This window comes from Pseudarthrobacter equi (assembly GCF_900105535.1).
GTDB classification, from domain to species: Bacteria; Actinomycetota; Actinomycetes; order Actinomycetales; family Micrococcaceae; genus Arthrobacter; species Arthrobacter equi.
In genome coordinates, this window is the sequence record NZ_LT629779.1 from 3,130,184 (window position 1) to 3,155,961 (window position 25,778).

Sequence of the window (25,778 nt, forward strand, 5' to 3'; positions counted from 1 at the left end):
AATCAGCGCCGGACGATAGACCTCAAGAGCCTCAATGCTACCGACAGCGACGCCATATCGTCTGTTTCGAGTGCGTTGACCTCATCGAACATGCTCTTCGCACGCCCCAGCTGTTCGGCGTTCCGGGCCTCCCACTCCGTGAGCCGCGCCTCTGGTGACTGTCCCGCGGCCGTGGCGTCCAGCACCGCCGTCGTAATGTCCGACACCGTGGAGTACAGGTCATCACGAAGTGCCGCCCTCGCCAATGCCTGCCAGCGGTCCTGCCGGGGAAGGCTGCTGATCCGTTCCAGTAGGGAATCGGCGTGGAAACGGTTGAACACCGTGTAATACGCGGCGGCGATGTCCTCAACCGGCTCTTTCCGCAGGCGGGCGATCTTTGCGATGTCCAGCAGCACGAAGCTTTCGAACAGTTCAGCCCAGCGCAGGGCAAGGCCATCCGGAAGTTCCCATTCGCGCGCGTTCTCGAGCCAGCTTCCCACCCGTTCACGGTCCTCGCCCCGCAGGTAGTCCAGGACGCGAGCACGCAGGGGATCCATGAGTGGCTTGAACTCAGCCACCACTTCATCGATGGGCTGGGATACGGTGCCCTGGGTGAGGAGCCACCGCACTGCGCGGTCAAGCAACCTGCGGATATCCAGGTGGACCGTGCTCCAGTGCTCCGTGGGGAACGAGGCAGGCAGGCTGTTGAGCTCCCGGACCATCACGTCCAGCTCGTAAATCTCACGCAGTGCGACGAAAGCCTTGGCCACGGCCACTTCGCTGGCTGACGTTTCTTCCATGACGCGGAAAGCAAAGGTGATGCCTCCCATGTTGATCATGTCGTTGGCAACCACCGTGGCGATGATTTCGCGCCGCAGCGGATGGGTGTCCAGTTCAGCGTCGAAACGTTCACGCAGCTGCGTCGGGAAGTAATCGCGGAGGGTTTGCCGGAACCACGGATCGTCCGCAAGATCGCTTTCCCGCAGTGCTGTCGCCAGTTCTATCTTGGCGTACGCCGCGAGGACTGAAAGCTCAGGAGACGTCAGTCCCTGGCCCTGCTGCAGCCGTTCGCGCAGTGTGTCCGTGGTGGGCAGGGCCTCCAGGTCGCGCTTCAGGTCGGCTGATTTTTCCAGCCAGTCCATGAGGCGTTCGTAGCTGGGGCTCCACTCGGCAACCCTTGTGCGGTCGTTCAGCAGCAGGATGTTCTGGTCAATGTTGTCTTCCAAAACGAGGCGTGCCACCTCGTCGGTCATGGAGGCAAGGAATTCAGCACGTTCGGCCGCGTCCAGCTTCCCCGCAGCAACCATCCGGTCAACGAAGATCTTGATGTTGACCTCATGATCGGAGCAGTCCACGCCTGCGGAGTTGTCGATGGCGTCGGTGTTCAGGATGACGCCCTGGAGTGCCGCCTCGATTCGTCCGCGCTGCGTCATTCCCAGGTTGCCGCCTTCACCGACCACCTTGACGCGGAGGTCCCTGCCATCAACCCTGATCGAGTCGTTGGCCTTGTCCCCCACCGACGCGTTGGTCTCGCTGCTGGCCTTCACGTACGTCCCGATGCCGCCGTTGTAGAGAAGATCTGCGGGGGCCAGCAGGATGGCCCGCAGGAGTTCGGGCGGGCTGAGCTCCGTGGTGGCGGCGGGAAGTCCCAGGGCGTCGCGTACCTGGGGCGACACCGGAATGGACTTGGCCTGCCGGGCGAAGACACCGCCACCTGCGCTGATGAGGGACTTGTCGTAGTCGTCCCATGACGACCGGGGCAGCTCGAACAGGCGCCGGCGTTCAGCGAAGGACTGCTCCTCGTCCGGCGTGGGATCCAGGAAGATGTGCCGGTGGTCGAAGGCAGCGAGCAGCCGGATGTGCCGGGACAGCAGCATGCCATTGCCAAACACGTCGCCGGACATATCGCCCACGCCCACCACGGTGAACGGCTGGGTCTGGGTGTCCAGGTCCAGCTCGCTGAAGTGCCGTTTCACGGATTCCCACGCACCGCGGGCGGTGATGCCCATCGCCTTGTGGTCATAGCCAACGGAGCCGCCCGAAGCGAACGCGTCTCCCAGCCAGAATCCGTACTCAGCGGCCAGGCCGTTGGCAATGTCCGAGAAAGTGGCAGTCCCCTTGTCCGCTGCGACCACAAGGTAGGAATCGTCGTCGTCATGCCTGACAACGTCCGACGGCGGCACCAGCTTCTCATCCGCGCCTTCAGTAACCAGATTGTCGGTGAGATCCAGCAGGCCCCGGATGAAGGTCTTGTAGCTTTCAACGCCTTCGGCCATCCACGCAGCCCTGTCGACGGAGGGGTCCGGCAGTTGCTTCGCAAAGAAGCCGCCCTTGGCCCCGGTGGGAACAATGACCGCGTTCTTTACCGTCTGGGCCTTCACCAGGCCGAGCACTTCGGTGCGGAAGTCCTCCCGGCGGTCCGACCAGCGCAGGCCACCGCGGGCGACCTTGCCAAATCGGAGGTGCACGCCCTCAACCCGCGGAGAGTAGACCCAGATCTCGAACATCGGGCGCGGGAACGGCAGGCCGTCGATCCGCGCCGGATCGAGCTTGAAGCTCAGGTGCCGCTTGTCCTGGTAGAAGTTCGTCCGCAGGGTGGCCTCAATGAGGTTCACAAATGTCCGCAGGACACGGTCAGCGTCCAGTGTCGCAACCTTTTCGATGGACGCTGACAGTTCTTCGCGTACGGATTCCTGGGCCGCCTGCCGTGCATCGGCATCCAGTGACGGATCGAACCGTGCGGCGAAAAGGGCACTAAGCCCCCGGGTCACGTCGGGGTTGGCGAGGAGGGTATCAGCCATGAACCCGAACGAATTGGTGTTACCCATCTGACGCATGTAGCGGGCGTAGGCACGCAGGACGGTGATCTGGCGCCAGTGCAGCCCCTCCCGAAGGACCAGACGGTCAAAAGCGTCGGATTCTGCCGCGCCGGTCACAGCCGCGCTGAAGGAGTCGGCCAGGAAGCCTCCGGTTGCCACCGGGTCAACGCCCGCAGGGTATTTCAGCCCAAGGTCGTAGAGGAAGAAGTCGCGGCGGTCCGCGGTCTCGATTTCGAAGGGCCGTTCATCGAGAACCTCGAGTCCCAGATTGTGGAAGAAGGGAAGGATTTGGCTCAGGCTCTTGGGCTCGAGCATGTACAGCTTGACCCGCGCGTCCTCCTCAAGGGTTGCGCCGGCCCCCTCGGGGAGGTAGACGTGGACGCCCGGACGCTCCTGCCGTGCACCTTCGGTGCGCTCGGCTGCCGCTCCGTACTTCTCGAAGCGGGCGATGTCGGCAAGGGCATCTTCCACTTCGTAGTCCACCCGGTAACTCGCCGGGAACGCTTCAGCCCAGATGGCCGCCAGTTCCTTAGCTTCCGCCGCGTCGCCGCCGTCGCGCAGCACCTCGGCGATGCCCTCGCTCCAGGACCTCGCCGCACGGACCAGCCGCTTTTCGAGCTCCCCGCTGTCAACGTGGCTGACGTCTGCATCCTTCGGCAGGCGGATCCTGAAGAAGAGTCGGGCCAGAGCCGATTCCGTCATCCTGGCTTCGTAGTCAATGGACACCGCCTGGAAGGTCTCGCGGAGTTCCTGCTCGATCCGAAGCCTGACATTGGTGGTGTAGCGATCCCTGGGCAGGTAGACGACAGCCGACATGAAGCGGCCGTAGATATCGGGCCGGAGGAAGAGCCGGGTCCGGCGGCGCTCCTGCAGCTTCTGGATGCCGACTGCCGTGGCGGCGAGGTCGGGGACTTCGATTTGGAACAGCTCGTCGCGGGGGTAGGTCTCCAGGATGCCGAGCAGGTCCTTTCCGGAGTGCGAGTCCGGCGGGAATCCCGCATTGCGGAGGACAGCGTCGACCTTTTCCCGGACGATCGGAACTTCACGTACTGAGCCGGTGTAGGCACTGGTGGCAAACAGCCCGATGAAGCGCCGTTCTCCGTTGACGTTGCCGGCGGCGTCGAAACTCTTGACGCCGATGTAGTCCAGGTAGGCGGACCGGTGGACGGTGGAGCGGGAATTGGCCTTCGTGATGACAAGGGCACGCTTTTCCCGCGCCTTTTTGCGTCCCGTATCCGTCAGGTGCTGGATGTGGGGGGAATCGGCCGCTGCCCGGAGCAGGCCAAGGCCGCTGTCCTCCCGCAATTCCAGGACGTCCTCCCCGTCCACGTTGATCAGGACGTATTCCCGGTAACCGAGGAAGGTGAAGTTTCCGTCGTCGAGCCAGCGGAGGAGGTCCTGCGCCTGCCGCAGTTCGGCAATCTGGGCCGGGTTGGCTACCTGGTCAAGGCTTTCGGCAATCTGCAGCGCTTTCTGGCGCATTTTTGGCCAGTCTTCGACGGCCGCGCGAACGTCCTTGAGCACTCGCTGCAGTCCTTCAAGCAGCGACGCTTTGGCTTCGTCGGAGATGCGGCTGATCTCGACGGCGATCCAGGACTCCATGTGAGAGGCATTTTCGCCGGTGGCTATCAGGTGGGACAGGCTCGGCATCGCTGCGGTATCACCGCTGGAAATTCCGATATGCGACGGAACCCTGTTGACCTTGACCAGCTGCCCGGATTCCCGGTTGCGCGTGGCAACGAACATGGGGTGGATGACGAGCTTGATGGCCGCATGCTGGCGGACCAGTTCAGCGTTGACTGAATCCACCAGGAAGGGCATGTCGTCCGTGACGACAAACACGACGCTGCTGTCTTCCTCATCGGAAATGGCCACTTTCGCCTGCCCCGGCAGCCGCTCTGTTGCGACTTCGCGGTGGTGGTCCGCCCGCTGTGCCAGCAGTTCCTGCGGATAGCTGCGCGCGTCCTCCTCGGCGAGATGCTGGTAGTAGTCCCCCATGAAGCCTTCAAAGCCTTCAACGGAAAGGGCCTGATCCTCCACGCTGGATCCAGACGACATCAACAAACGCCTCCATCACACGATATGCGCTGCACCTTTGCAGCTCTTATGGCGAGCCTAGTCCTTTGCCCTGCGGCCTGCTGTGGAAGAAAATACAGAGGATTTCGCCTTTTGCTGGACGGGTGCACAAACAAGTTGGCGGATGGAGCGGCGAAGGGCTGACTCGGGCGACGATTCGAGCAGCAATGATCCTGCAAGCAGGGCCGCATCTGCGGCAGCGATGTCGTACGGCAGGAATGCTTGGAGCTCAGATGCCGGACCGTAACGCTCCCAGGCATCCCGCAGCTGCCGTTCGGGGCCCCTGCCAACAGAAGACGACCGCACTTTGTTCATCACTACCATGGGCGAGGCCTGGGGAACGGCGTTCTCCAGTTCAGCAAGTCCTTTGACCAACCGCGGCACGCCCACGGGATCAGCAGCCCCGACCGCGAACACGGTGTCCGCCACCTCCAGCGCACGCAGGGTTGCCCCGTTTCGCCGTGGCGCCATGGTGTCAAAACTCAGTTCTTCATCCGCCTCGAGGCAGAAGCCTGTGTCCACCACAACAACGTCGGCGATCTGCCGCGCCCGTTCCAGGACGAGCGCCAAGGCCGGTGCCCTGAGCTCCGTCCAGCGGTCTGCCCGCGTAATCCCGGTGAGTACTGTGAAGGTTCCGGCAGTGGTTGCCACAGGGACGGCGAGCCTGCGGAGGGCGTCGGCATCGAGGGCGCCCTGGTCGGCAAGCCGGCAGGCCTGTGCCAATGCAGCCGATTCGTCGAGCAGCCCGAGCACCGCAGCGACGCTCGCCCCGTAGCTGTCAGCGTCGATGAGGAGGACCTGCTCGCCATCTGCCGCCAGTTCAGCCGCCATGTTGGCGGCAAGGGTGGTCCGGCCCGGAGAGCCGGCGGGTCCCCATACTGCGATGATTCGTCCTGGTCCGGGCCCGCCCGGATCTGGTTCAGGTTCCGCGGCAACGGGATGCAGGGCTGCGCCGGTGTCCGCAAGGGAGCTCATTGCGGCCGCACGGGCCGGCGCCCCTGTCAGTTGCTCCACGGCGTCGGCGATCCGGTCCGAAAGTTCCGCAGATTGCACGCCTGTCAGGGCGGACGCCACACCGATCTTGCGGAGTCGCCCTGCTTCTTCGGCACTGTCGGTGAGGGCGATGATGGCCACGCCAACCGCTCCCAGCCGGTCTACCAACGAAGCCGTGAGGGCTTCGGATCCGTCTGCCACGACGGCCGCCCTGGCCAGCCCGCTTTGGCACGCCGCCAGCAGTTCGGGCAGTTCGGCGCATCTCCTGACAACTGTGACAGGGCCGTGCAGGCGTTCGAGTCCGCCCACCAGGTCTTCCCGGGTTTGCCCGACGGTGACGACAGGTATGCTCACTTGGCGCCCCCCGGGTTCCACACGACGGAGATCCGGGCGTCGTTGGCCTGGGCGCCCAGGATGGCCGGCATACGGCTGTCCTCCACCAGCACCATAAGCACCGTGCTTTTGGCGGATCCGAGTGTTGTTGAACCTGCTGCTACTTCGGCGATTTCGGCACCCGGCAGCAGGAGCTTTGGTTCACTGAATCCGTTCTTGGCATCCGGCTGGGCAACCCAGACGTCCACACGGGCCCCTGCGATAACCTGCGCAGGCAGGGTTCCGTCCACCGTAATGGCCACCGGCTTGCGGTCAAGGTCGTCCACCTCCCCGAGGCTGGCACGAGGGACCAGTTGGTCTTTTCCGATGCGTTGCACGGCCACCGCGCCCCGGGGCAACCCGGATTCGGCGGTGATGTAGTGCCGTTCCGAATCGCCGAGCCGCACCTTGGCACGTACCACGTTCGCTTCCGTCAGCGCTTCGCCCACGGCTATTCCGTCGCGGGCCGCGTAGACCTCCGTGGTTTGGTCTGCACTTCCGACCAGGAATACGACTCCCGCCACTGATGCAAACACCAGGAGGATCCCTACCAGCAGGCGCGGATCTTTCCACGAGGGGCGCTTCAGGCGTGCTGATGCGGCTGATGTTTCTGGAACCATGCCGTTTCTCCCCCTAGACATGCCGGCGGGCCGTTCCGTGGCCGGACACCTCATTGTGGCGGGACGGACGCCGGAACGAAAGTCAAAGTCCCAAATATGCCGGAACTGTGGATAACGCAGGCATGTACCCCGTTCGGATGGCAAAATGGTGGCATGCCCAGGTTCCTCACGCTCGCAGATGTTGCCGAGCAGCTCCAGATCAACTCTCCAGCCGCGTACGCACTTGTACGGAGCGGAGAATTGAAGGCCATCCAGGTTGGTGGCCGCGGGCAATGGCGCGTGGAAGAGAAGATGCTCGAACAGTACATCGAGGAACGCTATGCAGAAGCGAGCAGGATGATTCAGGAGTCCAAGTCGAAGTCGGTCTGAGCGGGCGCGTGCTTCGTCACCGCCGGCCCTGCCGGGACCGGGCGCCGGCTACAGTCCGGCCTGCTTCCTGGACCTGATGGCCGCAAGTGCGGCGAACGGCACGGTTGATACGTCTCCAACATGCCGGCTTCTCCGGGCTTCACCGGGCGTAACTGCCGCTACGTCCACATAGTCCTTGCCCACGCGGTCAATTACGCCGTCCAACCGCGTGACGCCCGTGCTGCCACCGAGGCTGATACTCAGCTCAGCCCTGTCCCTGGCGAGGGCCCGGAGCGAATGCGCCAACCCAAGCGCGCGCCGTACGGCTGACGGTTCGGTTCGAGCGAGCCTGCCCAGGCCTACGTAGCGGGCAACCGCCGGGTATGGAATGAGGACCTGGTACCAGTCTTCGTCAATAACCAGGGCCTCGGCACCGGCGTGGGCAAGGCGGCCACTGACCGATTCTCCGCTCAGGAGGTGGACCCCGAGCGTGCATCCAAGTACGCCGCGGAGCCTGTCGGAGAATTCGATAGCCACCAGTTCAGCGCGGGTTCTCTCCCCGATCTCGGCCTCCAGTGAAAGCCGGTCAGATTCCGCCAGTTGGCTTTCCAGGTCGTCGAAGAGTGCATCCCAGCGCATCCGGCCACAGTAGGTCCGACCGGGCACGCCGTCAATTCCAGGAAGTTTTTCTCTCCACCGTCTGGACATATGGCTGAAAACGGGCGCAAACTGAGTCAAGCAATATCAAACTGCATCAAACAACATCAAAAGGATGAATCAATGATGAAGCGCGACTCGCACGGATTCAGGCTGGACGCCCTGATGGCCTTGGCGTTGTTAGTCCTGGGAGCTGTGCTCGTTTTCATCGGATGTGGTCTTGTCCTGCAGTGGCAGGAGGCAACTGCCAAGCACCAGAGCACGTCCGCCGAGGACATCCTGGGGGCCGTCGCACTAATTTCGGGCTCGGTGCTTATCGCCTGGTGGTTTCTGTCTCTTGTGGCCGCCGGAGCGGGCGTGCTCCTGGAGCGACACGGAAAGGTCCGTGCAGCTTCGCTGACGCGCAGGCTTTCGCCCGCTTTCATGAGGCGCCTGGTCGTCACGGCGCTCTCATTGCAACTGGTGTCGGGTGCAGCGGCCAACGCCGAAACCTTGACTTCGGGTCCGCAGTGGGCCCCCACCCAGGAGTACGCCTCGGCTGTGGATGCAACCCCGGACCTGCCGGCCCCGCGCCCGGTACCTTCCACAGGGACGCCAGGCGACCCCGTCTGGGACGCCACCTCCACGCAGGCTCCGGCATCGGATGCAGGCCCGGCGGCGGGCCAGCCGGAGCAGACCTTGACGCCGGGATTAGTCCCGACGTCAGCGGGACCGGACCAACTTGCCCAAACAACGCACGCTGCTGCCCCAATCACTGCGGACGCAAGCTCCGGCGCCGCGAATCATTCCCAGCTGCAGCCCCGATGGCAGCCCCGGACTGCCCCGCTGGTGGATCCAGGGCTGTTGGCCCCGCCCGCCCAGCGCGAAGAGGCCACGCCGGGTAGGGGGTCAGATCACACAACAGGAATCGTGGCAGTCCTGGCCGGGGACACCCTGTGGGACATTGTGCGGGGCCAGTTGGGCACCAATGCTTCCGACATTGACGTCGCCCTCGAGTGGCCGAGATGGTACGAAGCCAACAGGGCTGTCATCGGCCAGAACCCGGATGTCCTGCTCCCGGGCCAGGTCCTGCAGCCACCCTCAGCGTCTTAAGCATCCGTAACCATGCCGGTTTGGTGCCGGCACCACCAAAACCAAAGGGGAAAGCAATGCCAGCAGTGACGCCAATCCGCGCCCTCCAAGGAAGAACCGAAAGTAAAGCTGACAAGGGCTTCACCCCGGGCGCAGCCAGCCAGGAGCCGCCGGAACAAACGCAGCTGCGACAGAGGCAGCTGCGGGCCCTGGGCCAGGGCCGGCCGGCCCCGCGTTCCGGAGAGCCGGATCAGCTCCGGGCCGCGGACGAGGAATCGGAAGTCCGGGCCCTTACGCGTGGAACGGTGCAGGCTGCCATGGAAGTGCTGGCCGGGATCCGGCCCGTCCACCAACTTGCCCGCCGGCTTGACCCCCGGTGCCTCGCCGCCCTCCAGCACCGCGCCGCGCTGATTCGGCGGGAAATCACCAGGACCGGAAATCCGGCGCTGGGCCGGCTGCACCGAAACTCCATTGTCCGGTCAGTAAGGATCTGCGAGGTGGCAGTAGGCACCTACGAAGCCAGTGCAGTGGTAGTCGATGACGTCCGTGCGCGCGCCGTGGCAATCCGCCTGGAGCGCAGCAAGCAGGTGTGGCGAGTCACGGAACTCGTCATTGGATGACCATCCGGTTGGCCACCCGGACAAAGAAGAGGGCAGGGTCCCGGGATACTGTCTCCCGCTGGCCCTGCCCTCGCCTTACACGTCGTCGTCCGTGGACTCTGCTTTAGCGCCGCTTCTTCTTAGCCTGACGCTTGGCGGCTTCTTTCGCCGCATCCTGCTCCGCCGCCTTTGCGGGGTTGCCTGAGCGTCCTGAGGAACGGGTTTCCACCCGGGTCTGGGTTCCACCGCTCTCGCTGGGTGCCGTGTACTGCAGCTGCGCAGGCTTTTCGGGGGCTTCCAGGCCGGCAGCCCGGACCTGCGGCTCAACGTGTTCGGTGTGTCCGCCGGCGGCGTCCTCCACCACCACGTCCTGGGCCGGAGTCACTTCGACTTCCAGGTTGAACAGGAACCCGACGCTTTCCTCCCGAATGGCTTCCATCATGCTTTGGAACAGGGTGAAACCCTCGCGCTGGTACTCCACCAGGGGATCGCGCTGGGCCATGGCACGCAGCCCGATGCCCTCCTTGAGGTAGTCCATCTCGTAGAGGTGTTCCTGCCATTTGCGTCCGATGACTGACAGCACGACGCGGCGTTCCAGTTCCCGCATACTCTCGGAGCCGATGCTTTCCTCCCGCGCCTGGTAGACAAGCCGGGCATCCGAAAGCAGCTCTTCCTTCAGGAACTCCACCGTCAGCCGGGACTTTCCGCCGACTTCTTCGATGATGTCGTCCGCGCTCACGCTGACTGGGTACAACGTCTTGAGATTGGTCCACAGCTGGTTGAAGTCCCAGTCGTCGCCGTTGCCTTCGGCGGTGGCGTCATCGATGAGGGCCATGATGGTGTCCTCGACAAAGAACTGCACCTTTTCGTGCAGGTCGTCACCCTCGAGGATCCGGCGGCGGTCGCTGTAGATCGCTTCACGCTGACGGTTCAGGACGTCGTCGTACTTCAGGACGTTCTTTCGCTGCTCAGCGTTGCGGCCCTCCACCTGACCCTGCGCCGAGGCGATGGCGCGGGATACGAGTTTGGATTCGAGGGCCACGTCGTCAGGAACGGAGCTGTTCATGAGGCGTTCTGCAGCGCCGGAGTTGAACAGCCGCATGAGGTCGTCTGTCAGGGAAAGGTAGAACCGGGACTCGCCCGGGTCGCCCTGGCGTCCGGAACGGCCGCGGAGCTGGTTGTCGATGCGGCGGGACTCATGGCGTTCGGTGCCGAGGACATACAGTCCACCGAGGTTGAGGACCTCTTCATGCTCATCTTTGACGGCCTGTTTGGCCGCTTCAAGTGCAGCCGGCCACGCGGACTCGTACTCCTCGGAGTTCTCCTCCGGGTCGAGGCCGCGCTTGGCAAGTTCGGCAACCGCCGTAAACTCGGCGTTGCCGCCCAGCATGATGTCGGTGCCTCGGCCGGCCATGTTGGTGGCCACCGTGACGGCGGCCTTACGGCCGGCCTGCGCAACGATCGCGGCCTCCCGTGCGTGGTTCTTGGCATTCAGGACTTCGTGGCGGATGCCGTCCTTGGCGAGCAGCCGGGAAAGATACTCGCTCTTCTCGACGCTGGTGGTACCCACCAGGACGGGCTGGCCCTTTTCATGGCGTTCGGCAATATCCCGGACGACGGCGTCGAACTTCACTGTTTCGTTCTTGAAGACGAGGTCGGACTGGTCGATGCGCTGCATGTCGCGGTTGGTGGGAATGGCCACGACGCCGAGCTTGTAAGTGCTCATGAACTCGGCCGCTTCGGTCTCAGCGGTACCGGTCATGCCTGAGAGTTTGCCGTACATGCGGAAGTAGTTCTGCAGGGTGACGGTGGCCAGGGTCTGGTTCTCCGCCTTGATCTCGACGCCTTCCTTGGCCTCGATCGCCTGGTGCATGCCCTCGTTGTACCGGCGGCCGGCGAGGATACGGCCGGTGTGCTCGTCAACGATCAGGACTTCGCCGTCCATGATGACGTAGTCCTTGTCCCGCTTGAAGAGTTCCTTGGCCTTGATGGCGTTATTAAGGAAGCCGATGAGTGGCGTATTGGCGGACTCGTACAGGTTGGAGATGCCGAGGTAATCCTCGACCTTCTCGATGCCGCCCTCAAGGACGCCGACGGTGCGCTTCTTTTCATCGACTTCGTAGTCTTTTTCGGGCTGCAGCCGAAGAACGACCTTTGCGAATTCGCTGTACCAGCGGTTTGTGTCGCCCTGGGCGGGTCCCGAGATGATGAGCGGGGTACGGGCCTCGTCAATGAGGATGGAGTCAACTTCATCGACGATGGCGAAGTTGTGTCCACGCTGGACCAGTTCGTTCCGGTCCCAGGCCATGTTGTCGCGCAGGTAGTCGAAACCGAATTCGTTGTTGGTTCCGTAGGTGATATCCGCTGCGTACTGCTCGCGCCGGACCGCAGGGTCCTGGTTGGCAAGGATGCATCCGCTGGTCAGCCCGAGGAAGCGGTAGACGCGGCCCATGAGGTCGGACTGGTATTCGGCGAGGTAGTCGTTCACGGTGACCACATGGACACCCTTGCCGGCGAGGGCATTCAGGTAGGCAGGAGCGGTTGCCACCAGGGTCTTGCCTTCACCGGTCTTCATTTCCGCGATGTTGCCCAGGTGGAGGGCGGCGCCACCCATCAGCTGGACGTCGAAGTGCCGCATTCCCAGGGTGCGCGAAGACGCTTCCCGAACAGCAGCAAAGGCCTCCGGCAGGAGGTTCTCGAGCTTTTCGCCGTCCTGGTGGCGTTCGCGGAGCCGGTCCGTTTCTTCACGGAGCTCGGCATCGGTAAAGGTCTTGAACGAGTCTTCGAGGGCATTGATGGAGTCGGCATAATTCCGCAGTTGCCGAAGTGTTTTCTTGTCACCCGTGCGGAGAAGTTTTTCGATAAGTGATGCCACGTGAAGATGCTCCCAGTCTCATGCCGCCGAATTCTGGCGTTTTTAGTCTACGGGAGAGACAACCTGCCGGTGCCGGTTTCCCTCAGAGCGGATCGGAGTCCGCGTTGCCGACGGCCCGCGCAAGGTCCGGCGCGAGGTCACCGGACGGCCAGACCTCCACGGACTGGAGGCCCAGCCATTCAGCCATAAGGCGCAGTTCCGCGGCAAGTTCGACGGCGGTGTCCGGCGGGGCGGCCGGCTCGGCGAAGGCGGCCCGGGCCAGCAGTTTTCCGCCTGCGCGGTCGGCCTTCAGGTCCACCCGGGCAACGATGCCGTCCCGGAGGAGGAAGGGAAGGACGTAATAGCCGTGCCGCCGCTTGTGTTCGGGCGTGTAGATCTCAATCCGGTAGTGAAAGCCGAAGAGTTCTTCCAGCCTGCGGCGCTCGAACACCAGCGAATCAAAGGGGCTGAGCAGGGCACGTCCAGTTGCCCGCCGAGGCAGGACAGCATCGGCATGGCGGTAGACATCCCGCTTCCAGCCCGAGACGGTCACCGGTTCCAGCACACCCCGCGACACCAGGCGTTCCACAGACTGCGCCGTTGCGTTGACGGGTGTCCGGAAATAATCGGCAAAACACCGGACAGTTCCGACGCCGTGCGCACGGGCGGCAGCCTCAGTCAGCCGGTCCAGTGCCCCGGCCCGATCTCCGGTTCCCGTGGGGTCCTCCCCCGCGCCAATTCCGGCATGCGGGAGAATCTTCGCCGTGAGGGTGTATTTCCGCTCGAATTGCTCTGTCCGTGCAGCTGCGGAGACGAGCCCCGCTTCAAAGAGGTGTTCCAGGACCCTTTTGACGGCGTTCCAGTTCCAGCCCCAATTGCCTGTTTGCCGTTCTTCCACGTGGCCGATCCGGGCGGTCAGCTCGGATGCGGTCAGGGGACGGCTACCGGCAAGGGTTGCCAGGATCAGCTCCGATATCGCAGCCCGCTGGTCCGGGTCCATGCTTCCGGCACCAACCCACGAACGTTTCTGCCAGAGCAGGAGGTCCGCATAGTGTTCCGGTCGGATGTAGCTGGCCTCGTGTGCCCAGTACTCAACCATCCTGCGCGGGTGGACACCGGACATCCGTTGCAGAATGCTCCGGTCGTAGTTCCCGAGGCGCGAGTAGAAGGGAAGGAAATGGCTCCGCGCCAGGACGTTTACGGAATCGATCTGGACCAGCTGCAAGCGGGCAAAGGTGCGGCCCACCGTCCGTGAAGTTACGGGTCCGGTGGGCCGTCCTTTGTCGAGCCCCTGTGCTGCGAGAGCGATCCGCCGGGCCTGGTTAAGGCTCAGCGAAGCGGGCACCCCAGTCCTCTCTGTTGATTGTTGCTGCCAGCACCCTAAGCGGTTGCCGCGGCATCATCCGAACGGTAGGCGAGGATCTTTTCTTCCACCACGGTGTCTCCGGGTTCGCACTCGTGGTCAAGCGTGATCACACCATAGGTCCAGCCGCGCCGCCGGTACACGACGGACGGGGTATTGGTGGCCTTGTCGACGAACAGATAGAAGTCGTGCCCCACGAGTTCCATGTTGTCCACGGCGTCGTCGAGCGTCAGCGACGCTGCCGGGAAGACCTTCCGGCGGATCAGGACGGGGGAATCGCCTGCCGGGATATCGTTGTCCACGTCGTAGGGAGACCTGTCGGCGGATGACGCGCTGGCCTCGCTCCGGTGGCTGGCCTCCATGTAAAGGGGCTCGTGCGCACTGGCCGGTTCGAGGGACGCGGTTGCTTCCCTCACAGCCTTGGGCGTGTGGCGTCCGTGATGGACCTTCTTCCGGTCCTTGGCCCGGCGCAGGCGTTCAAGCAGCTTGTTGTACGCAAGATCGAAGGCGGCGAACTTGTCGGCAGCGCTGGCTTCGGCGCGGATCACCGGTCCGCGGCCCAGGACTGTCACCTCAACGGTCAACTGGTCGCCTGTTTGCCGGGCATTGGTCTCTTTGGAAACCTTGGCATCGACCCGCTGGACTTTGTCCCCCAACGACTCGATCTTTGAGATCTTCTCCCCGGCATATTCGCGGAACCGGTCTGACACTGTCAGATTTCGTCCGCTGATCATAAACTCCATGGTGCCCTCCAAATGACTTCGGTGACACGACGGCGGCGCTTCCCTGGGCCGATCTGCCTGACAGTCGAGCCCCTCTCCGAGCCGCCATCGAAAGGTACATTCTGTCTTGGTACCCACAACCGACGTTAGTTCATCGTCATCCGTTATTCATCCTTTCCCGGTTTATTTTTTTCTAAGTCGCGGTAGTTTCGCTGCTGGCTTAGGATGGGCCGTCCGGGCCGCCCGAGACCGGCGGACGCGTTGCGGCGAGTACCACCGCCCCTGCCACCCGGACCCCGTCGCGGTGCAGTGCACGCGCGGCTTCGGACAACGTGGAACCGGTGGTGAGGACGTCGTCGACGATGATGCAGCGCCTCCCGGCCACCCTGCCGCGGGCGCGCCGCCGCACCGTCATGGAGCCCCGGACGCGCCTTGCCCGGTCACCCCTGTCGAGGCCTTTCTGGCCGCCGGCCGGCCGGATACCTCCGGGGGTGGCCTTGGCGAGGACGTCCTGCATAACGGCGCCGGGAAGCTGCCGGACGGCCTCGGCAAGGAGCAGGTGCACGGGGCTGAATCCCCTAGTCAGATAGGCGGCTGAACTGGTGGGAACCGGAACCAGGACATAGGGCCGCCAGTCTCCCGTTGCCGTCCGCACCGCTTCTGCGAGCGCCCTGCCCAGGCACTTCCGGAGCCGGTGCTGGCCGTGGCGCTTATAGGACAGCAAAGCCTGGGCGAGTTCCTCCCTGTAGACGCCGGCTGCAACCACCGGCAGCAGGATCCTTCCGTCCACATCTGTCAGCGCGGGTGCGGCAGCTTCGGCACGGAACGGTTGCGCGGTGAGCCGGCGTACCTGCCGGGAGCAGTGCGGGCAGAGCTGGTGGTCCTCAGCGCCGCAGCCCACACAGTCGGCAGGAATCGCCAGAGCCAGAAAGTCTGCCGCGGCTCCTGCCACCTGGTCGCCAAACCGAAGGAGGGCGCTCCGATGTTCTGACCGGTGCCTCGCCACGGGTTGGGACGGGAGGAGGTCAGGGTCTGCCCGGCCACTGCCGGGCATTGATTCGCTGCTCACGGCTCAACGATTCCTGCAGCCGGCAGCAAAGGAAAGCAGCACCAGGGCCTATGTGGACCCAGACCACACCGCGTTACCCATGGGCCTCAGTACCTGCAGCCCCTACCCCGGGTACGAAGGATCGATGGGGCCCTTGATCTGCGGCGACCATCCGTTCCCAAGCCGCTGGAAGATACCCTCTGACGATTGCCCGTAGATCTCCTCCTGCCCGTTTCCTGCGCTGAGCGCCACCAGGCCCGGCCAGGGAGCGAGCTGCTGGGGCTGGCCCGAGGTGAGGGAGAGCAGTTCCGGCGTCACGTTGGCTGCCGCCGCGCCCTTCATGACCACCACCGTAGAGTCGTTGACCCAGGCACCCTGGTCCGGGTTGCTGTCGGTCGCCAGGGTGGTCGGCTGGGTCAGTTCACGGGGTGTCCCGTCACCGCCGCGGATGATCCCGGCGACCTGGACCCGGGTCTTGCCGTTCTGTTCGGAGATGACCAGCGCACGGACGCCTTCCCGGGAAACCCGGAATTCCTTGACGGACCGTCCCGCCAGCCAGGCCGGCGCCAGCGTCACCGACGGAACCGAAGCCCCTTCAGCGACTCCGGTGGGGCGGAAGGCCACCACTTCGGTGGCCCCGTTTCCCCCGGGCCCGGCCGACCATACCCAGTCGTTGAGGCTGAAGGAGGGCCGGCTCAGTGTGCTCCGGGTCGTCAGGGCGCGGGCCGGCTGGCCCGGGTTGATGCTGTACAGGGTTGTTCGGCTCTCATTGAGGAAGGCAGCGGTCTGCGAGACCGGGGATTCCGCAGGAAACCGTGGGTCCAGGGCGGAGACGGGCTGCATATCCGGAAGAGGCGAAATCCTGTTGTTTTCGTACCGCACCAGTTCATTGCCGCTGACGGCGATCTGGCGCGAGGGGGCGCTCTTGTCCTGGACCGGCGGGAGGACCGAGCCGTTGTCCTCCACCCTCACCAGGTCCTGGTTGGCCCGCAGCTCGACATTCACGACGTCGGGCTGGCTGCGGAACGTCAGGGTGAGCTGCATCTGCATCCGAAGGCGGTCCTCCGGGGATGTCTCAGTGAGTTCCTTGGCCGTCAGGTCCACCTGTGCGGCTCCCGAGACTACGGGAACGGACTCACGGGCGAGCTTGATGCCAGACGGGAAGGCGCTGGCCACCGCGCCGCGAAGGTAGGGGGCCGGCCCCGCCAGCAGGGCACTTGTCATGGCCTTGACCGTCTTGTTCCTGATGAACCAGCGGACGTCGGGGACGGCGTAAGTGAACGTGGGGTCGTAGAAGTAGATGGGATAGGCGCCGTAGATCACCTTGAACGTTTCCTCGGCGATGGCGGTCCCGTCCGGTATTGCAGAGATACGCCATTCCCCGTCCACCTGGGTAACGGTGACGGGGATCCGTTCCACGGTGCCTTCCGGGGACTGGGTGGTGATCCCGTCGGCGTCGACGGTGTAGGCCACATCCAATTCATAGTTGTAGACGTTTTCGGTGCCTGTGGCCACCACGCGCGCGTCCCGGTATACGAGGGCACGCTGGTCCGGCTTCCAGGACACGGACGAGGCCTGCGTGAGGTACTGGCGGGCCACGGCGTAGTCGTCCTCGTAGCCGCTGCCGGCGCGGTAGAAGTAGTCGATAATGGTTTCCGGTGATGCGCCCGGTTGCGGTGCAGCCGGGAGGAAGACCGGCGCGTTCAGGTTGCCGGCGCTGCCTTCGCTGCTCTTGCCGACCGGTCCCGAGATGGGGATCCGGGCGCAGCCTGCCAGCACCACAACCAGCAGAGCCAGCAGGAAAGCACCGAGCTGTGCCGGACGGCCGCGGCCGGTCATGGGTTCTCCTTCGTCGTCGGCACCGGCGCCAACCGCGCCGCTCCGGTTTCCAGGACCAGGATGTTCCTGGTGTCGGGTTCCCGGGGAACGCTGCCCGGTTCGCCCGTGGTGATGTTGTCTTCGGGTTCGAGCTGCACGGGCGAGTTGCCGATCTCTTCGCCTTGGCGCAGCGGCAGGGTGAGCCGGAAGTTTGCCCCGCTGCCTTTCCTCCCCCATGCCTGCAGCCAGCCGTTGTGGAGTTTGGTGTCCTCCGCGGCTATGGACAGTCCCAGGCCGCTGCCGCCGGTGGTCCGGGCGCGGGCAGGGTCCGCGCGCCAGAACCGGTCAAAGACCCGGGCCGCCTCAGCCGGTTCCATGCCGATGCCATGGTCACGGACAGCGATGCCGACGGCGGTTTCGCTGGCTGCCACAGTGACGGTCACCGGCCTGCCCTCACCGTGTTCGACGGCGTTCAGGATCAGGTTCCGCAGGATCCTGTCGATCCGGCGCGCGTCCATGTCCACAACGATGGCCCCGGCTGGTGCACTCAGAACGATCTCTGAGCCGTATTCCGCGGCTACGGGCGACGCGCCCTCGATAACGTGCGCGATGACGTGGAGGATGTCTTCCGGTTCGGCATCCAGCACGGCCACACCGGCGTCGAAGCGGGAGATCTCCAGCAGGTCCGAGAGCAGCGACTGAAACCGCTCCACCTGGTTGTAGAGCAACTCGGCAGACCGCTTGTTAATGGGGTCGAAATCGTCACGGGCGTCGTACAGTACCTCGGCCGCCATCCTGACGGTGGTCAAGGGAGTGCGCAGTTCGTGGGACACGTCGGACACAAAACGCTGCTGCATCTGCGAGAGTGTGGCGAGCTGGGTGATTTGCTCCTGCAGGCTGGCAGCCATGTGGTTGAACGAGGCGCCCAACCGGGCCACCTCGTCCTCGCCGCGCACCACCATGCGTTCCTGCAATTGCCCGGCGGCCAGTTTCTCCGACACCATCGCTGCGTGGCTGACCGGGCTGACCACGTTGCGGGTGACGTACCAGGCCACCGCACCGATCAGGAGAACCAGCACTGCGCCGCCGGCCCAGAGGACGCTTTGGATCTCGTCCAGGGTCTGCTGCGCCGTGTTGAGGTCATAGATCAGGTACAGCTCATAAACGGTGCCGTTGAAGGTCACCTTGTTTCCGACGGCGATGCCTGGCCGGTCCTCGGTGCCCACAGGGATCACTGTGGACGCCCAGTACTGGTCCTTGCCGGATTCCTGGACCGCCTTGCGGAGCTCCGGGGGGATGACACTGACAGTCAGCTGGTCAGAGGCCCGGGATTCCACCCAGCGGTTCCGTGGCTTGGTCTGCTCCGGCATGGCTTCGAAGACATAGCGGCGCTGGATCACGGAGCCGCGGCCTTCCACCGCGTTCAGGGTGTCGTAGACCAGCGTGATGACGCTTGACTGGTCGGTGACCTGGGCGCCGTCGAACGTCTCCTGGACCTGCTTGACGTTGTACCGGGTTTCCGATTCGGCCTGCGTCAGCCGTTCCTGGAAAAGGTTGTTGGCGATCTGGTTCGACAGGTAGGCGCCAACTACGGCGAAGGACGTGACGGCCAGAAGCAGCGTGGTGAGGACAGTCCTGAACTGCAGGGAACGGCGCCAACGCTTCTGCAGGGCGCGTCCGACGTAGCGCAGTGCCGGCAGGAAACGGAGAATGCCGGTTTTGACCAGCCGGGCCACCCTGAGGCTGACAATGACGGCACGGCGCTGCCAGATCCGCACGCGGAAGGCGAACTGCCTGAATCCGGGACTGATGGCATCGGTGTGCTCCGCGGACTGGTGGTGCTGCGCCGTTTGGTGGTGCTGCTGTTCCTGGTGTGGCTGTGCCACGGCACGCTGTTCCGAATCCGCTGCTTCTCCGGGGGTCGCCTGGGCGGGGACGCCGGACCGGCGTTCCCCGTCGGAGGAAGCGGGGTCAGGCCCCTGCTTTGTAGCCGACACCACGCACCGTCAATACAACTTCCGGAGCTTCCGGGTCCTGCTCGATCTTGGACCGCAGGCGCTGGACATGGACGTTGACCAGGCGGGTGTCTGCCGCGTGGCGGTAACCCCATACCTGTTCAAGCAGCAGTTCACGGGTGAAAACCTGCCACGGCTTGCGGGCAAGGGCCACCAGCAGGTCGAATTCCAGCGGCGTCAGGGAGATCCGTTCGCTCCCGCGGCTTACCGTGTGCCCGGCAACGTCAATGGTGATGTCCGCGATCCGCAGAGTTTCCGGTGCCTTCTGGTCTCCCGGGCGGAGCCTGGCCCGCACCCGTGCCACGAGTTCGGCGGGCTTGAACGGTTTTGGCACGTAATCATCGGCCCCGGATTCAAGGCCCCGGACGACGTCGGACGTGTCCGCCTTAGCGGTGAGCATGACGATGGGCACGTCCGACTCAGCGCGGACCTGCCGGCAGACCTCGATGCCGTCCACCCCGGGGAGCATAAGGTCCAGCAGGACCAGGTCCGGCCGCGATGACCGGAAGATGTCAAGCGCCTGGGCGCCGTCCGCGCAGAAGACGGGTTCAAAGCCGTCATTGCGAAGAACAATTCCAATCATTTCGGCCAGCGCTTCGTCATCGTCAACCACCAGAATGCGTGCCTTCATAGTTATATATTCCCTTATCAGGGGGGCTTTGTCCTGTTGAGCGGCTTCGGCATGGCGGAACGCTAGGACGTCCGACGCCGGAACTATAGGCTGGGACCGTGCCGGACCTTCCCGGCGGCTTACGGCTGTCAGGGCCCGGCCGCGGGACAACGGTGCGGCCGGAATGGGGGAAGGAAGAGCGTGGCAGGACAGGATTCAGGCCGGGAGGAACCGGCCGGAGCGGAGCAGCCCTCCGACGGTTCCCGGGAACCGCGGCCAGGCCAAAGCCAGCACGGCAGCGGCGGGAACCAGCGGAGCCGGAGCGATGACGGATGGGTGGCTCCGAACCGGGAAACTGCCGGCGAAGGCAAGGGGACGTGGGGTGGCACCCCGTCGTGGGGTCCCCCCGGGCCATGGTCCCAGCAGCCGGGCGGCAGCCCAGACCAACCAGGCCAAGCCCAGCCGGGGCCGGGCCAACCGCCGTACGGACAGCAGGCCCCGTGGAACGGTCCCCCGCCGGCTTACCCGGGCGCAGCTTATCCGCAGCAGCCCTACGGAACGCCCTATGCACCCGGCTCCGGGAACCAGTACGGCAACCAGTTTGGGAGCCCCTACGGACAGCCCCGCTATGTTGCCCCACCTAAGCCCGGCATCGTTCCGCTGCGGCCACTGATGTTCGGCGAAATCCTTGACGGCTCCTTCCAGGCCATCCGCCGGAACCCGAAAGCCATGCTGGGTGCCGCCCTGCTGGCGCAATCGCTCTCGGCGATACTCGCCGCCGTCGTCACGGCCGTGTCCGCCACATCTGCCGGCTCCATCGAAGCCTGGGTGGAGGGCGCCAGTCCCGCGGACTTGGCCGGAGTGGGATTCGGCTTCGCCGGCGCCATCCTGGTGGCCAGTATCCTGACGCTCGTTATTTCTGCGGTGCTGCAGGGCGCCATGGTGGTGCCGGTGGCCCGCTCGATCCTCAACAGGCCCACAGGGTTCCGCCAGATGTGGGCCCTCGCCAAGTCCAGGGCCGGTGCGCTGATTGGCCTCGCTGCGCTGCTGATGGCAGCCGTGCTGCTTGCTTTCGTGATATTCGGTGGCGTGGCGTTCGCGCTCATCGCCGGCACCGACCGGGCAGCCGGGGCGCTGTTCCTGATTCCCCTTGTCCCTGCCTTCATTGCAGTGTTTGCCTGGATTGCCATCAAGGTCATGGTGGCCCCGGCCGCGGTGGTCATCGAGGAAGTGGGTCCGATCGCCGCCCTCCGCCGGTCCTGGCAACTGACCCGCGCCAACTGGTGGCGGATCTTCGGAATGACCCTGGTGGTAAGTCTTCTTGTGGGCGTGATCAGCCAGGTGGTGATGATCCCGGTCAGCCTGCTGACCAGTTTCCTCGGCACCGTGGTCTCACCCCACGGCGGATCCGGGCAGGACGCGGGGATGGCGGTGGCTATAGGCATCGCCACCGCTGTCCTCGGCGCCCTGGTGGGCGCGCTGGGTTACGCGTTCCAGACGTCGGTGATGGCCTTGCTGTACATGGACCTCCGCATGCGGAAGGACGGCCTGGACATCACACTCCTCCGCCTGCTCGAGACGGGCGCTGATCCCGACGGCGTTCCAGGCCGGGGTGCGGCATTCACCGCACCGGGCCACGGTTCCCAGGGACCGTCCGGAAGTGCATGGCCGGATGTCCGCTGAACCCCCGGTGCTTCCCGACGCGGACAAGGCACGCAGGTGGGCCGCGGAGGAGCTGGCAAAGCCTGAGTACCGGGACGTTGAGCCGTCCTGGCTGGAGACCGCGTGGCGGAACTTCCTCGAGTGGCTGGGTTCCCTGGACGGGCCCTCGGGTCCTGCCGGGTCGGTTCCCACCCCGGTCATAGGCATCGTTATCGTCCTGGTCCTGGCCGTGGCCATTGTCCTGGCCCGCCCACGGCTCAACCCGGCCGCCCGGAAGCCGAAGGATGTCTTTGGTGCTGACAGCACCCTCAGTTCCACCGACTACCGCCAGCGCGCCGCTGAGGCCGCGGCCGCCGGAAAGTGGGACGACGCCGTCGTCGACCGTTTCCGTGCCCTGGTGCGCTCCGCCGAGGACAGGGCCGTCATCGATCCGCAGCCGGGCCGGACCGCGGATGAAGCCGCACGCGAACTCTCCGTGCCGTTCAGCGCTGAGGCGCAGCGGCTGGCCCAGGCAGCCGCTGCCTTCGACGCGGTCCGCTACGGCAACAGGCCTGCCGGCAGCGCGGAGTACCAGGACATGGTCCGGCTCGACGACGCCCTGGCGGCAGCCAAGCCCGAACGTCCTGTGGACCGGAATCAGCCGGCGGTCCTGCCATGACCGGACCCGCGACGGTGGCTGCCCGGGAAGCGGTCGCGGGGCAAGCTACCCGTCGGTCCTTCCGGGCCCGGCTGCGCCGCCACCGGGGAGTGGCAGCATTCGGCGCGCTGGTGGCCGTCGGGCTGGGCCTGGTGATTTGGGGCCAGTTGGCGCCCAAGGGAGACGTCGTCCCGCTGTCCGTGAGCAATGCCGGTCCCGGCGGCGCCCGCGCCATCGCCCAAATCCTTGGCAACCACGGGGTGCAGGTCCACGACGTCCGGAACTACGACGCTGCAATGGCTGCCCTGGACGGCAGTTCGTCCGCTACCCTCCTGCTTTACGACCGGAACGGAGCCCTGGACGAGGAGCGCCTCCGTGACCTCGCGGACTCAAGTGCCCGGGTGGTGGTGGTCTCACCACGCCTCGAGACGCTCCGCGCCCTGGACAGTGACATCCGGCAGGCAGGCGTTGTGCCGGACGGCACGCCCGCGCTGGACCCCGGCTGCTCCCTCCCGGATGCGCGGGCGGCAGGCCAGGTCACCGGCGGGTCAGGATTCGTGTACGACGGCGGGACCACCTGTTTCCGCCCGTCCGGCTCGGCCGCCGGGGTGCTCGCGGCCAGCACTGACGGCAGGCTGGTGGTCCTCGGCAGCACCGCAGTCCTGGGAAACGAGCGGCTGGACGAACTGGGAAATGCCGCCCTCGGGCTGCGGCTGCTGGGTGGCTCGCCTGACCTCGTGTGGTACCTGCCGTCCGTGGAGGACATGGACCTCACCGGATCGCCGCGGACCCTCGACGAGTTGGCACCGGACTGGGTGCGCTTCCTGGGCCCATGGCTGGTTGTCGTCGCCCTCGCCGCCATCGCCTGGCGCGGCCGGAGGCACGGGCCGTTGGTCTTCGAGCCCCTTCCCGTCGTGGTCAAGGCGGTGGAGACTGCCGAGGGCCGCGCCCGGCTCTACCACGATTACCGGGCCCTGGATCAGGCCCGGGACAACCTGCGCGCGGGCACGTTGTCCCGCCTCGCCGTAGCCCTCCGGCTTGGTCCGGGAGCCACCGCTGAGGCCATCGTTGATGCCACGGCACGGCACTTGGCTACGCCTGCATCCACGGTCAGCGGCCTTATCAATGAACATCCCCGCAGCGAGGCCCGCCTGGTGGCCTGGGCCCGGGAACTGCACACCCTGGAGAAAGAGGTCAAAAGACGATGAGTGAACATGGCAGCGGCCAGCAGGTCCTTGACCCGATGGAGCACGATTCCGCCCGGCAGGCGCTCCTGGATGTCCGGCATGAAGTGGCCAAAGCCGTGGTGGGACAGGACGCTACCGTCACCGGCCTGCTGATAGCCCTGCTGTCGCAAGGCCATGTCCTCTTAGAGGGGGTGCCCGGCGTTGCCAAGACCCTGCTGGTGCGGGCATTGTCCGCGGCACTGGATCTGGAGACCAAGCGGGTCCAGTTCACCCCGGACCTCATGCCCGGCGACGTGACAGGGTCGCTGGTCTACGATTCCCACACGTCCGAATTTACGTTCCGGGAGGGGCCGGTCTTCACCAACCTGCTGCTGGCCGACGAAATCAACAGGACCCCGCCCAAGACGCAGGCTTCGCTGCTCGAAGCCATGGAAGAACGCCAGGTCTCGGTGGACGGGGAGCCCCGCCCTTTGCCGACGCCCTTCCTGGTTGCCGCCACGCAGAACCCGGTGGAGTACGAGGGGACCTATCCCCTCCCGGAGGCGCAGCTGGACCGGTTCCTGCTCAAGCTCACCATGCCGTTGCCGGAGCGCGGAGACGAGATGGAAGTCATCAGGCGCCACGCGGCGGGTTTCGACCCCCGGGACCTGGCAGCGGCGGGTGTGCGTCCCGTAGCGGATGCCCGTGACCTGGAGCGGGCCAGGCAGGCAGTGGCCACCGTGGACGTAGCCCCCGAAATCATCGGATACATCGTTGACCTCGTGCGGGCTACCCGGACTGCCCCGTCCTTCCTGCTGGGTGTATCGCCGCGCGGGGCGACAGCACTACTCAACACGTCCCGGGCCTGGGCATGGCTGTCCGGCCGGACGTTCGTCACGCCGGACGACGTCAAGGCGCTCGCCCTCCCCTGCCTGCGGCACCGGGTGGCCTTGCAGCCGGAAGCACAGATGGACGGGGTGCAGGTGGATGATGTGCTGGGCAGCATCCTGGCGTCGGTCCCCGTTCCGCGCTGATGGCCATTTCCGGGCGTTTCGTCCTCCTGGTACTGCTGGGGCTTGTACCGGTCCTGCTGCTGCCGGGGTGGGGCTCGTTCTTCGCCGTGGCCGCTGTGCTAGCAGCCGTTGCAGGCGCTGACCTTGCCTTGGCCGGATCGCCCCGCTTGCTGCAGCTGGTCCGCAGCGGGCCCGTCAACGTTGCCCTCAACGCGCCGGTGCACGCCGCGCTCACCATCCATAACAACGGACGGCGCCGCGTGCGCGGCAGTTTCCGCGACGCCTGGCAGCCTTCGGCCGGGGCGGCCAACCCAATCCAGCTGGTGGACGTGCCCGCGGGCGAAAGCCGGCGTGCCGCCGTCGTGCTCCGGCCCGTCCGGCGCGGCGACCTGAAATCGCCGCATGTCACCTTCCGTTCCTTCGGCCCCATGAGGCTTGCCGCCCGGCAGCGGACCGTCATTTCGGCCGGGTCGATCCGGGTGCTTCCGCCGTTCAATTCGCGGCGGCACCTGCCCTCGAAGCTGCAGAAACTCCGCGAGCTCGACGGCAAGGCGGCGGTCCAGATCCGCGGCGCCGGCACCGAGTTCGACTCCCTGCGCGACTACGTCCGGGGCGACGACGTCCGCTCCATTGACTGGCGGGCAACGGCGCGGCGCTCCGCCGTGGTGGTGCGGACCTGGCGTCCCGAACGGGACCGCCGCGTGGTGATGGTGCTGGACACTTCCCGCACCGCGGCGGCAAGGATCGACGACGAGACGCGGCTGGACAGCGGCCTGGAAGCTGCCCTGCTGCTTGGCATCCTCGCCGAGCGCGGCGGAGACCGGGTGGACTTCCTCGCTTTCGACCGCAGGGCACGGGTCCGGGCTGGCACCGCGGGCAAGGGCAACCTGCTGGGACGGCTAGTCCAGGCCATGGCACCGCTGGAACCGGAACTCATCGAGATGGACTGGGCCGCCGTTCCCGCCGAGGTACGGGCGGTAACTGCCCACCGCTCCCTGGTGGTGCTGCTGACCAGCCTCGACGGAGGCGCACCGGAGGAAGGCCTCATTCCCGCGGCGGCGCAGCTGGCCGCACAGCACGTGGTGGTGGTGGCCGCGGTGCGTGACCCCCAACTGGGCGCCATGTTGGCCGAACGCAGCGATGCTGCAGGAGTCTTCAGGGCAGCTGCCGCCGAACGTGCACTCCTCCAGCGTGCCGCCGTCAGCGCTGAACTCCGCCGTTTTGGCGTGGAGGTGGTGGATGCCGAACCGCACCAGCTGCCACCCGGGCTGGCCGACATGTACATCCGGCTCAAGGCTGCCGGTAGATTGTGAATCCAGCGCCGCAATCCAGCAGG

The 25,778-nt window shown here is 65.4% G+C and carries 19 protein-coding genes; 8 read left to right on the plus strand and 11 right to left on the minus strand.

The window, feature by feature from the left end:
- Nucleotides 1–2: 2 nt before the first annotated feature.
- From BLT71_RS14170 to BLT71_RS14180, 3 genes are read right to left on the minus strand one after another with little or no spacing between them, the layout of a single operon-like run.
- Nucleotides 3–4,856: an NAD-glutamate dehydrogenase gene (locus BLT71_RS14170; protein WP_091721436.1), complete on the minus strand. Its 4,854-nt coding sequence runs from the start codon at nucleotides 4,854–4,856 to the stop codon at nucleotides 3–5.
- Between the two features lie 57 nt (nucleotides 4,857–4,913).
- Entirely contained in the window at nucleotides 4,914–6,221 is a 1,308-nt protein-coding gene (locus BLT71_RS14175; protein WP_091721438.1) for an AAA family ATPase, read from the minus strand.
- Complete coding sequence (locus tag BLT71_RS14180) at nucleotides 6,218–6,859, minus strand: hypothetical protein (protein ID WP_091721440.1); 642 nt, start codon at nucleotides 6,857–6,859, stop codon at nucleotides 6,218–6,220. The genes BLT71_RS14175 and BLT71_RS14180 overlap by 4 nt, the downstream gene beginning before the upstream one ends.
- A 153-nt stretch (nucleotides 6,860–7,012) precedes the next feature.
- On the opposite strand from BLT71_RS14180, the gene BLT71_RS14185 reads away from it, so the two are divergent.
- Nucleotides 7,013–7,228: a helix-turn-helix domain-containing protein gene (locus BLT71_RS14185; protein ID WP_045729765.1), complete on the plus strand. Its 216-nt coding sequence runs from the start codon at nucleotides 7,013–7,015 to the stop codon at nucleotides 7,226–7,228.
- A gap of 48 nt (nucleotides 7,229–7,276) precedes the next feature.
- Here the strand turns inward: BLT71_RS14185 and BLT71_RS14190 are convergent, their stop codons facing one another.
- Nucleotides 7,277–7,846 carry a hypothetical protein gene (locus tag BLT71_RS14190; protein ID WP_091721442.1) on the minus strand — a complete coding sequence of 190 codons (570 nt, stop codon included), beginning with the start codon at nucleotides 7,844–7,846 and terminating at the stop codon, nucleotides 7,277–7,279.
- A 141-nt stretch (nucleotides 7,847–7,987) separates the two neighbouring features.
- Between BLT71_RS14190 and BLT71_RS14195 the strand changes: the two genes are divergently transcribed.
- Both BLT71_RS14195 and BLT71_RS14200 read left to right on the plus strand, forming a co-directional pair.
- The gene (locus tag BLT71_RS14195; RefSeq protein ID WP_091721445.1) at nucleotides 7,988–8,956 is read left to right on the plus strand and encodes a LysM peptidoglycan-binding domain-containing protein; all 969 of its coding nucleotides are present in this window, start codon (nucleotides 7,988–7,990) and stop codon (nucleotides 8,954–8,956) included.
- Nucleotides 8,957–9,012: 56 nt separating this feature from the next.
- Nucleotides 9,013–9,555: an Rv3235 family protein gene (locus tag BLT71_RS14200; RefSeq protein WP_091721448.1), complete on the plus strand. Its 543-nt coding sequence runs from the start codon at nucleotides 9,013–9,015 to the stop codon at nucleotides 9,553–9,555.
- A 103-nt stretch (nucleotides 9,556–9,658) separates the two neighbouring features.
- Here the strand turns inward: BLT71_RS14200 and secA are convergent, their stop codons facing one another.
- The 7 genes from secA to mtrA form a co-directional block, all read right to left on the minus strand.
- Complete coding sequence (secA, locus tag BLT71_RS14205) at nucleotides 9,659–12,409, minus strand: preprotein translocase subunit SecA (protein ID WP_091721450.1); 2,751 nt, start codon at nucleotides 12,407–12,409, stop codon at nucleotides 9,659–9,661.
- Nucleotides 12,410–12,491: 82 nt separating this feature from the next.
- On the minus strand, nucleotides 12,492–13,733 hold the full coding sequence (locus tag BLT71_RS14210) for a winged helix-turn-helix domain-containing protein (protein WP_091721453.1): 1,242 nt from the start codon (nucleotides 13,731–13,733) through the stop codon (nucleotides 12,492–12,494).
- Between the two features lie 35 nt (nucleotides 13,734–13,768).
- Nucleotides 13,769–14,494, minus strand: a complete 726-nt coding sequence (gene hpf, locus BLT71_RS14215) for a ribosome hibernation-promoting factor, HPF/YfiA family (protein ID WP_015937616.1) — start codon at nucleotides 14,492–14,494, stop codon at nucleotides 13,769–13,771.
- A gap of 199 nt (nucleotides 14,495–14,693) precedes the next feature.
- A complete protein-coding gene (locus BLT71_RS14220; protein WP_091721455.1) occupies nucleotides 14,694–15,542 on the minus strand; it encodes a ComF family protein in 849 nt (282 codons plus the stop codon).
- Between the two features lie 102 nt (nucleotides 15,543–15,644).
- Nucleotides 15,645–17,360, minus strand: coding sequence for an LpqB family beta-propeller domain-containing protein (locus BLT71_RS14225; RefSeq protein WP_091721458.1), 1,716 nt, complete (start codon nucleotides 17,358–17,360; stop codon nucleotides 15,645–15,647).
- A complete protein-coding gene (mtrB, locus tag BLT71_RS14230) occupies nucleotides 17,357–19,150 on the minus strand; it encodes an MtrAB system histidine kinase MtrB (protein ID WP_091724041.1) in 1,794 nt (597 codons plus the stop codon). Before mtrB ends, BLT71_RS14225 begins: the two co-directional genes overlap by 4 nt.
- Nucleotides 19,151–19,310: 160 nt before the next feature.
- Nucleotides 19,311–19,985, minus strand: coding sequence for an MtrAB system response regulator MtrA (gene mtrA / locus BLT71_RS14235; RefSeq protein WP_015937620.1), 675 nt, complete (start codon nucleotides 19,983–19,985; stop codon nucleotides 19,311–19,313).
- Nucleotides 19,986–20,165: 180 nt separating this feature from the next.
- Here mtrA and BLT71_RS14240 point away from each other — a divergent pair, with 180 nt between their 5' ends.
- Genes BLT71_RS14240 through BLT71_RS14260 form a run of 5 tightly spaced genes read left to right on the plus strand, consistent with a single transcriptional unit; the run spans nucleotide 20,166 to nucleotide 25,755 of the window.
- A complete protein-coding gene (locus BLT71_RS14240) occupies nucleotides 20,166–21,647 on the plus strand; it encodes a DUF7847 domain-containing protein (RefSeq protein ID WP_231994298.1) in 1,482 nt (493 codons plus the stop codon).
- On the plus strand, nucleotides 21,637–22,284 hold the full coding sequence (locus BLT71_RS14245) for a DUF4129 domain-containing protein (RefSeq protein ID WP_172829979.1): 648 nt from the start codon (nucleotides 21,637–21,639) through the stop codon (nucleotides 22,282–22,284). The genes BLT71_RS14240 and BLT71_RS14245 overlap by 11 nt, the downstream gene beginning before the upstream one ends.
- Entirely contained in the window at nucleotides 22,281–23,471 is a 1,191-nt protein-coding gene (locus BLT71_RS14250) for a DUF4350 domain-containing protein (protein ID WP_091721464.1), read from the plus strand. The genes BLT71_RS14245 and BLT71_RS14250 overlap by 4 nt, the downstream gene beginning before the upstream one ends.
- Nucleotides 23,468–24,463, plus strand: a complete 996-nt coding sequence (locus BLT71_RS14255; RefSeq protein WP_091721466.1) for an AAA family ATPase — start codon at nucleotides 23,468–23,470, stop codon at nucleotides 24,461–24,463. The genes BLT71_RS14250 and BLT71_RS14255 overlap by 4 nt, the downstream gene beginning before the upstream one ends.
- A complete protein-coding gene (locus tag BLT71_RS14260) occupies nucleotides 24,463–25,755 on the plus strand; it encodes a DUF58 domain-containing protein (protein WP_091721469.1) in 1,293 nt (430 codons plus the stop codon). Before BLT71_RS14255 ends, BLT71_RS14260 begins: the two co-directional genes overlap by 1 nt.
- Nucleotides 25,756–25,778 lie beyond the last annotated feature (23 nt).

Coding starts and splice junctions, on each gene's coding strand:
- BLT71_RS14170 (WP_091721436.1), bottom strand. CDS start 4,856: ATGTCGTCTGGATCCAGCGTGGAGGATCAGGCCCTTTCCGTTGAAGGC.
- BLT71_RS14180 (WP_091721440.1), bottom strand. CDS start 6,859: ATGGTTCCAGAAACATCAGCCGCATCAGCACGCCTGAAGCGCCCCTCG.
- BLT71_RS14185 (WP_045729765.1), top strand. CDS start 7,013: ATGCCCAGGTTCCTCACGCTCGCAGATGTTGCCGAGCAGCTCCAGATC.
- BLT71_RS14190 (WP_091721442.1), bottom strand. CDS start 7,846: ATGCGCTGGGATGCACTCTTCGACGACCTGGAAAGCCAACTGGCGGAA.
- BLT71_RS14195 (WP_091721445.1), top strand. CDS start 7,988: ATGATGAAGCGCGACTCGCACGGATTCAGGCTGGACGCCCTGATGGCC.
- BLT71_RS14200 (WP_091721448.1), top strand. CDS start 9,013: ATGCCAGCAGTGACGCCAATCCGCGCCCTCCAAGGAAGAACCGAAAGT.
- hpf (WP_015937616.1), bottom strand. CDS start 14,494: ATGGAGTTTATGATCAGCGGACGAAATCTGACAGTGTCAGACCGGTTC.
- BLT71_RS14225 (WP_091721458.1), bottom strand. CDS start 17,360: ATGACCGGCCGCGGCCGTCCGGCACAGCTCGGTGCTTTCCTGCTGGCT.
- mtrA (WP_015937620.1), bottom strand. CDS start 19,985: ATGAAGGCACGCATTCTGGTGGTTGACGATGACGAAGCGCTGGCCGAA.
- BLT71_RS14245 (WP_172829979.1), top strand. CDS start 21,637: ATGTCCGCTGAACCCCCGGTGCTTCCCGACGCGGACAAGGCACGCAGG.
- BLT71_RS14250 (WP_091721464.1), top strand. CDS start 22,281: ATGACCGGACCCGCGACGGTGGCTGCCCGGGAAGCGGTCGCGGGGCAA.
- BLT71_RS14255 (WP_091721466.1), top strand. CDS start 23,468: ATGAGTGAACATGGCAGCGGCCAGCAGGTCCTTGACCCGATGGAGCAC.
- BLT71_RS14260 (WP_091721469.1), top strand. CDS start 24,463: ATGGCCATTTCCGGGCGTTTCGTCCTCCTGGTACTGCTGGGGCTTGTA.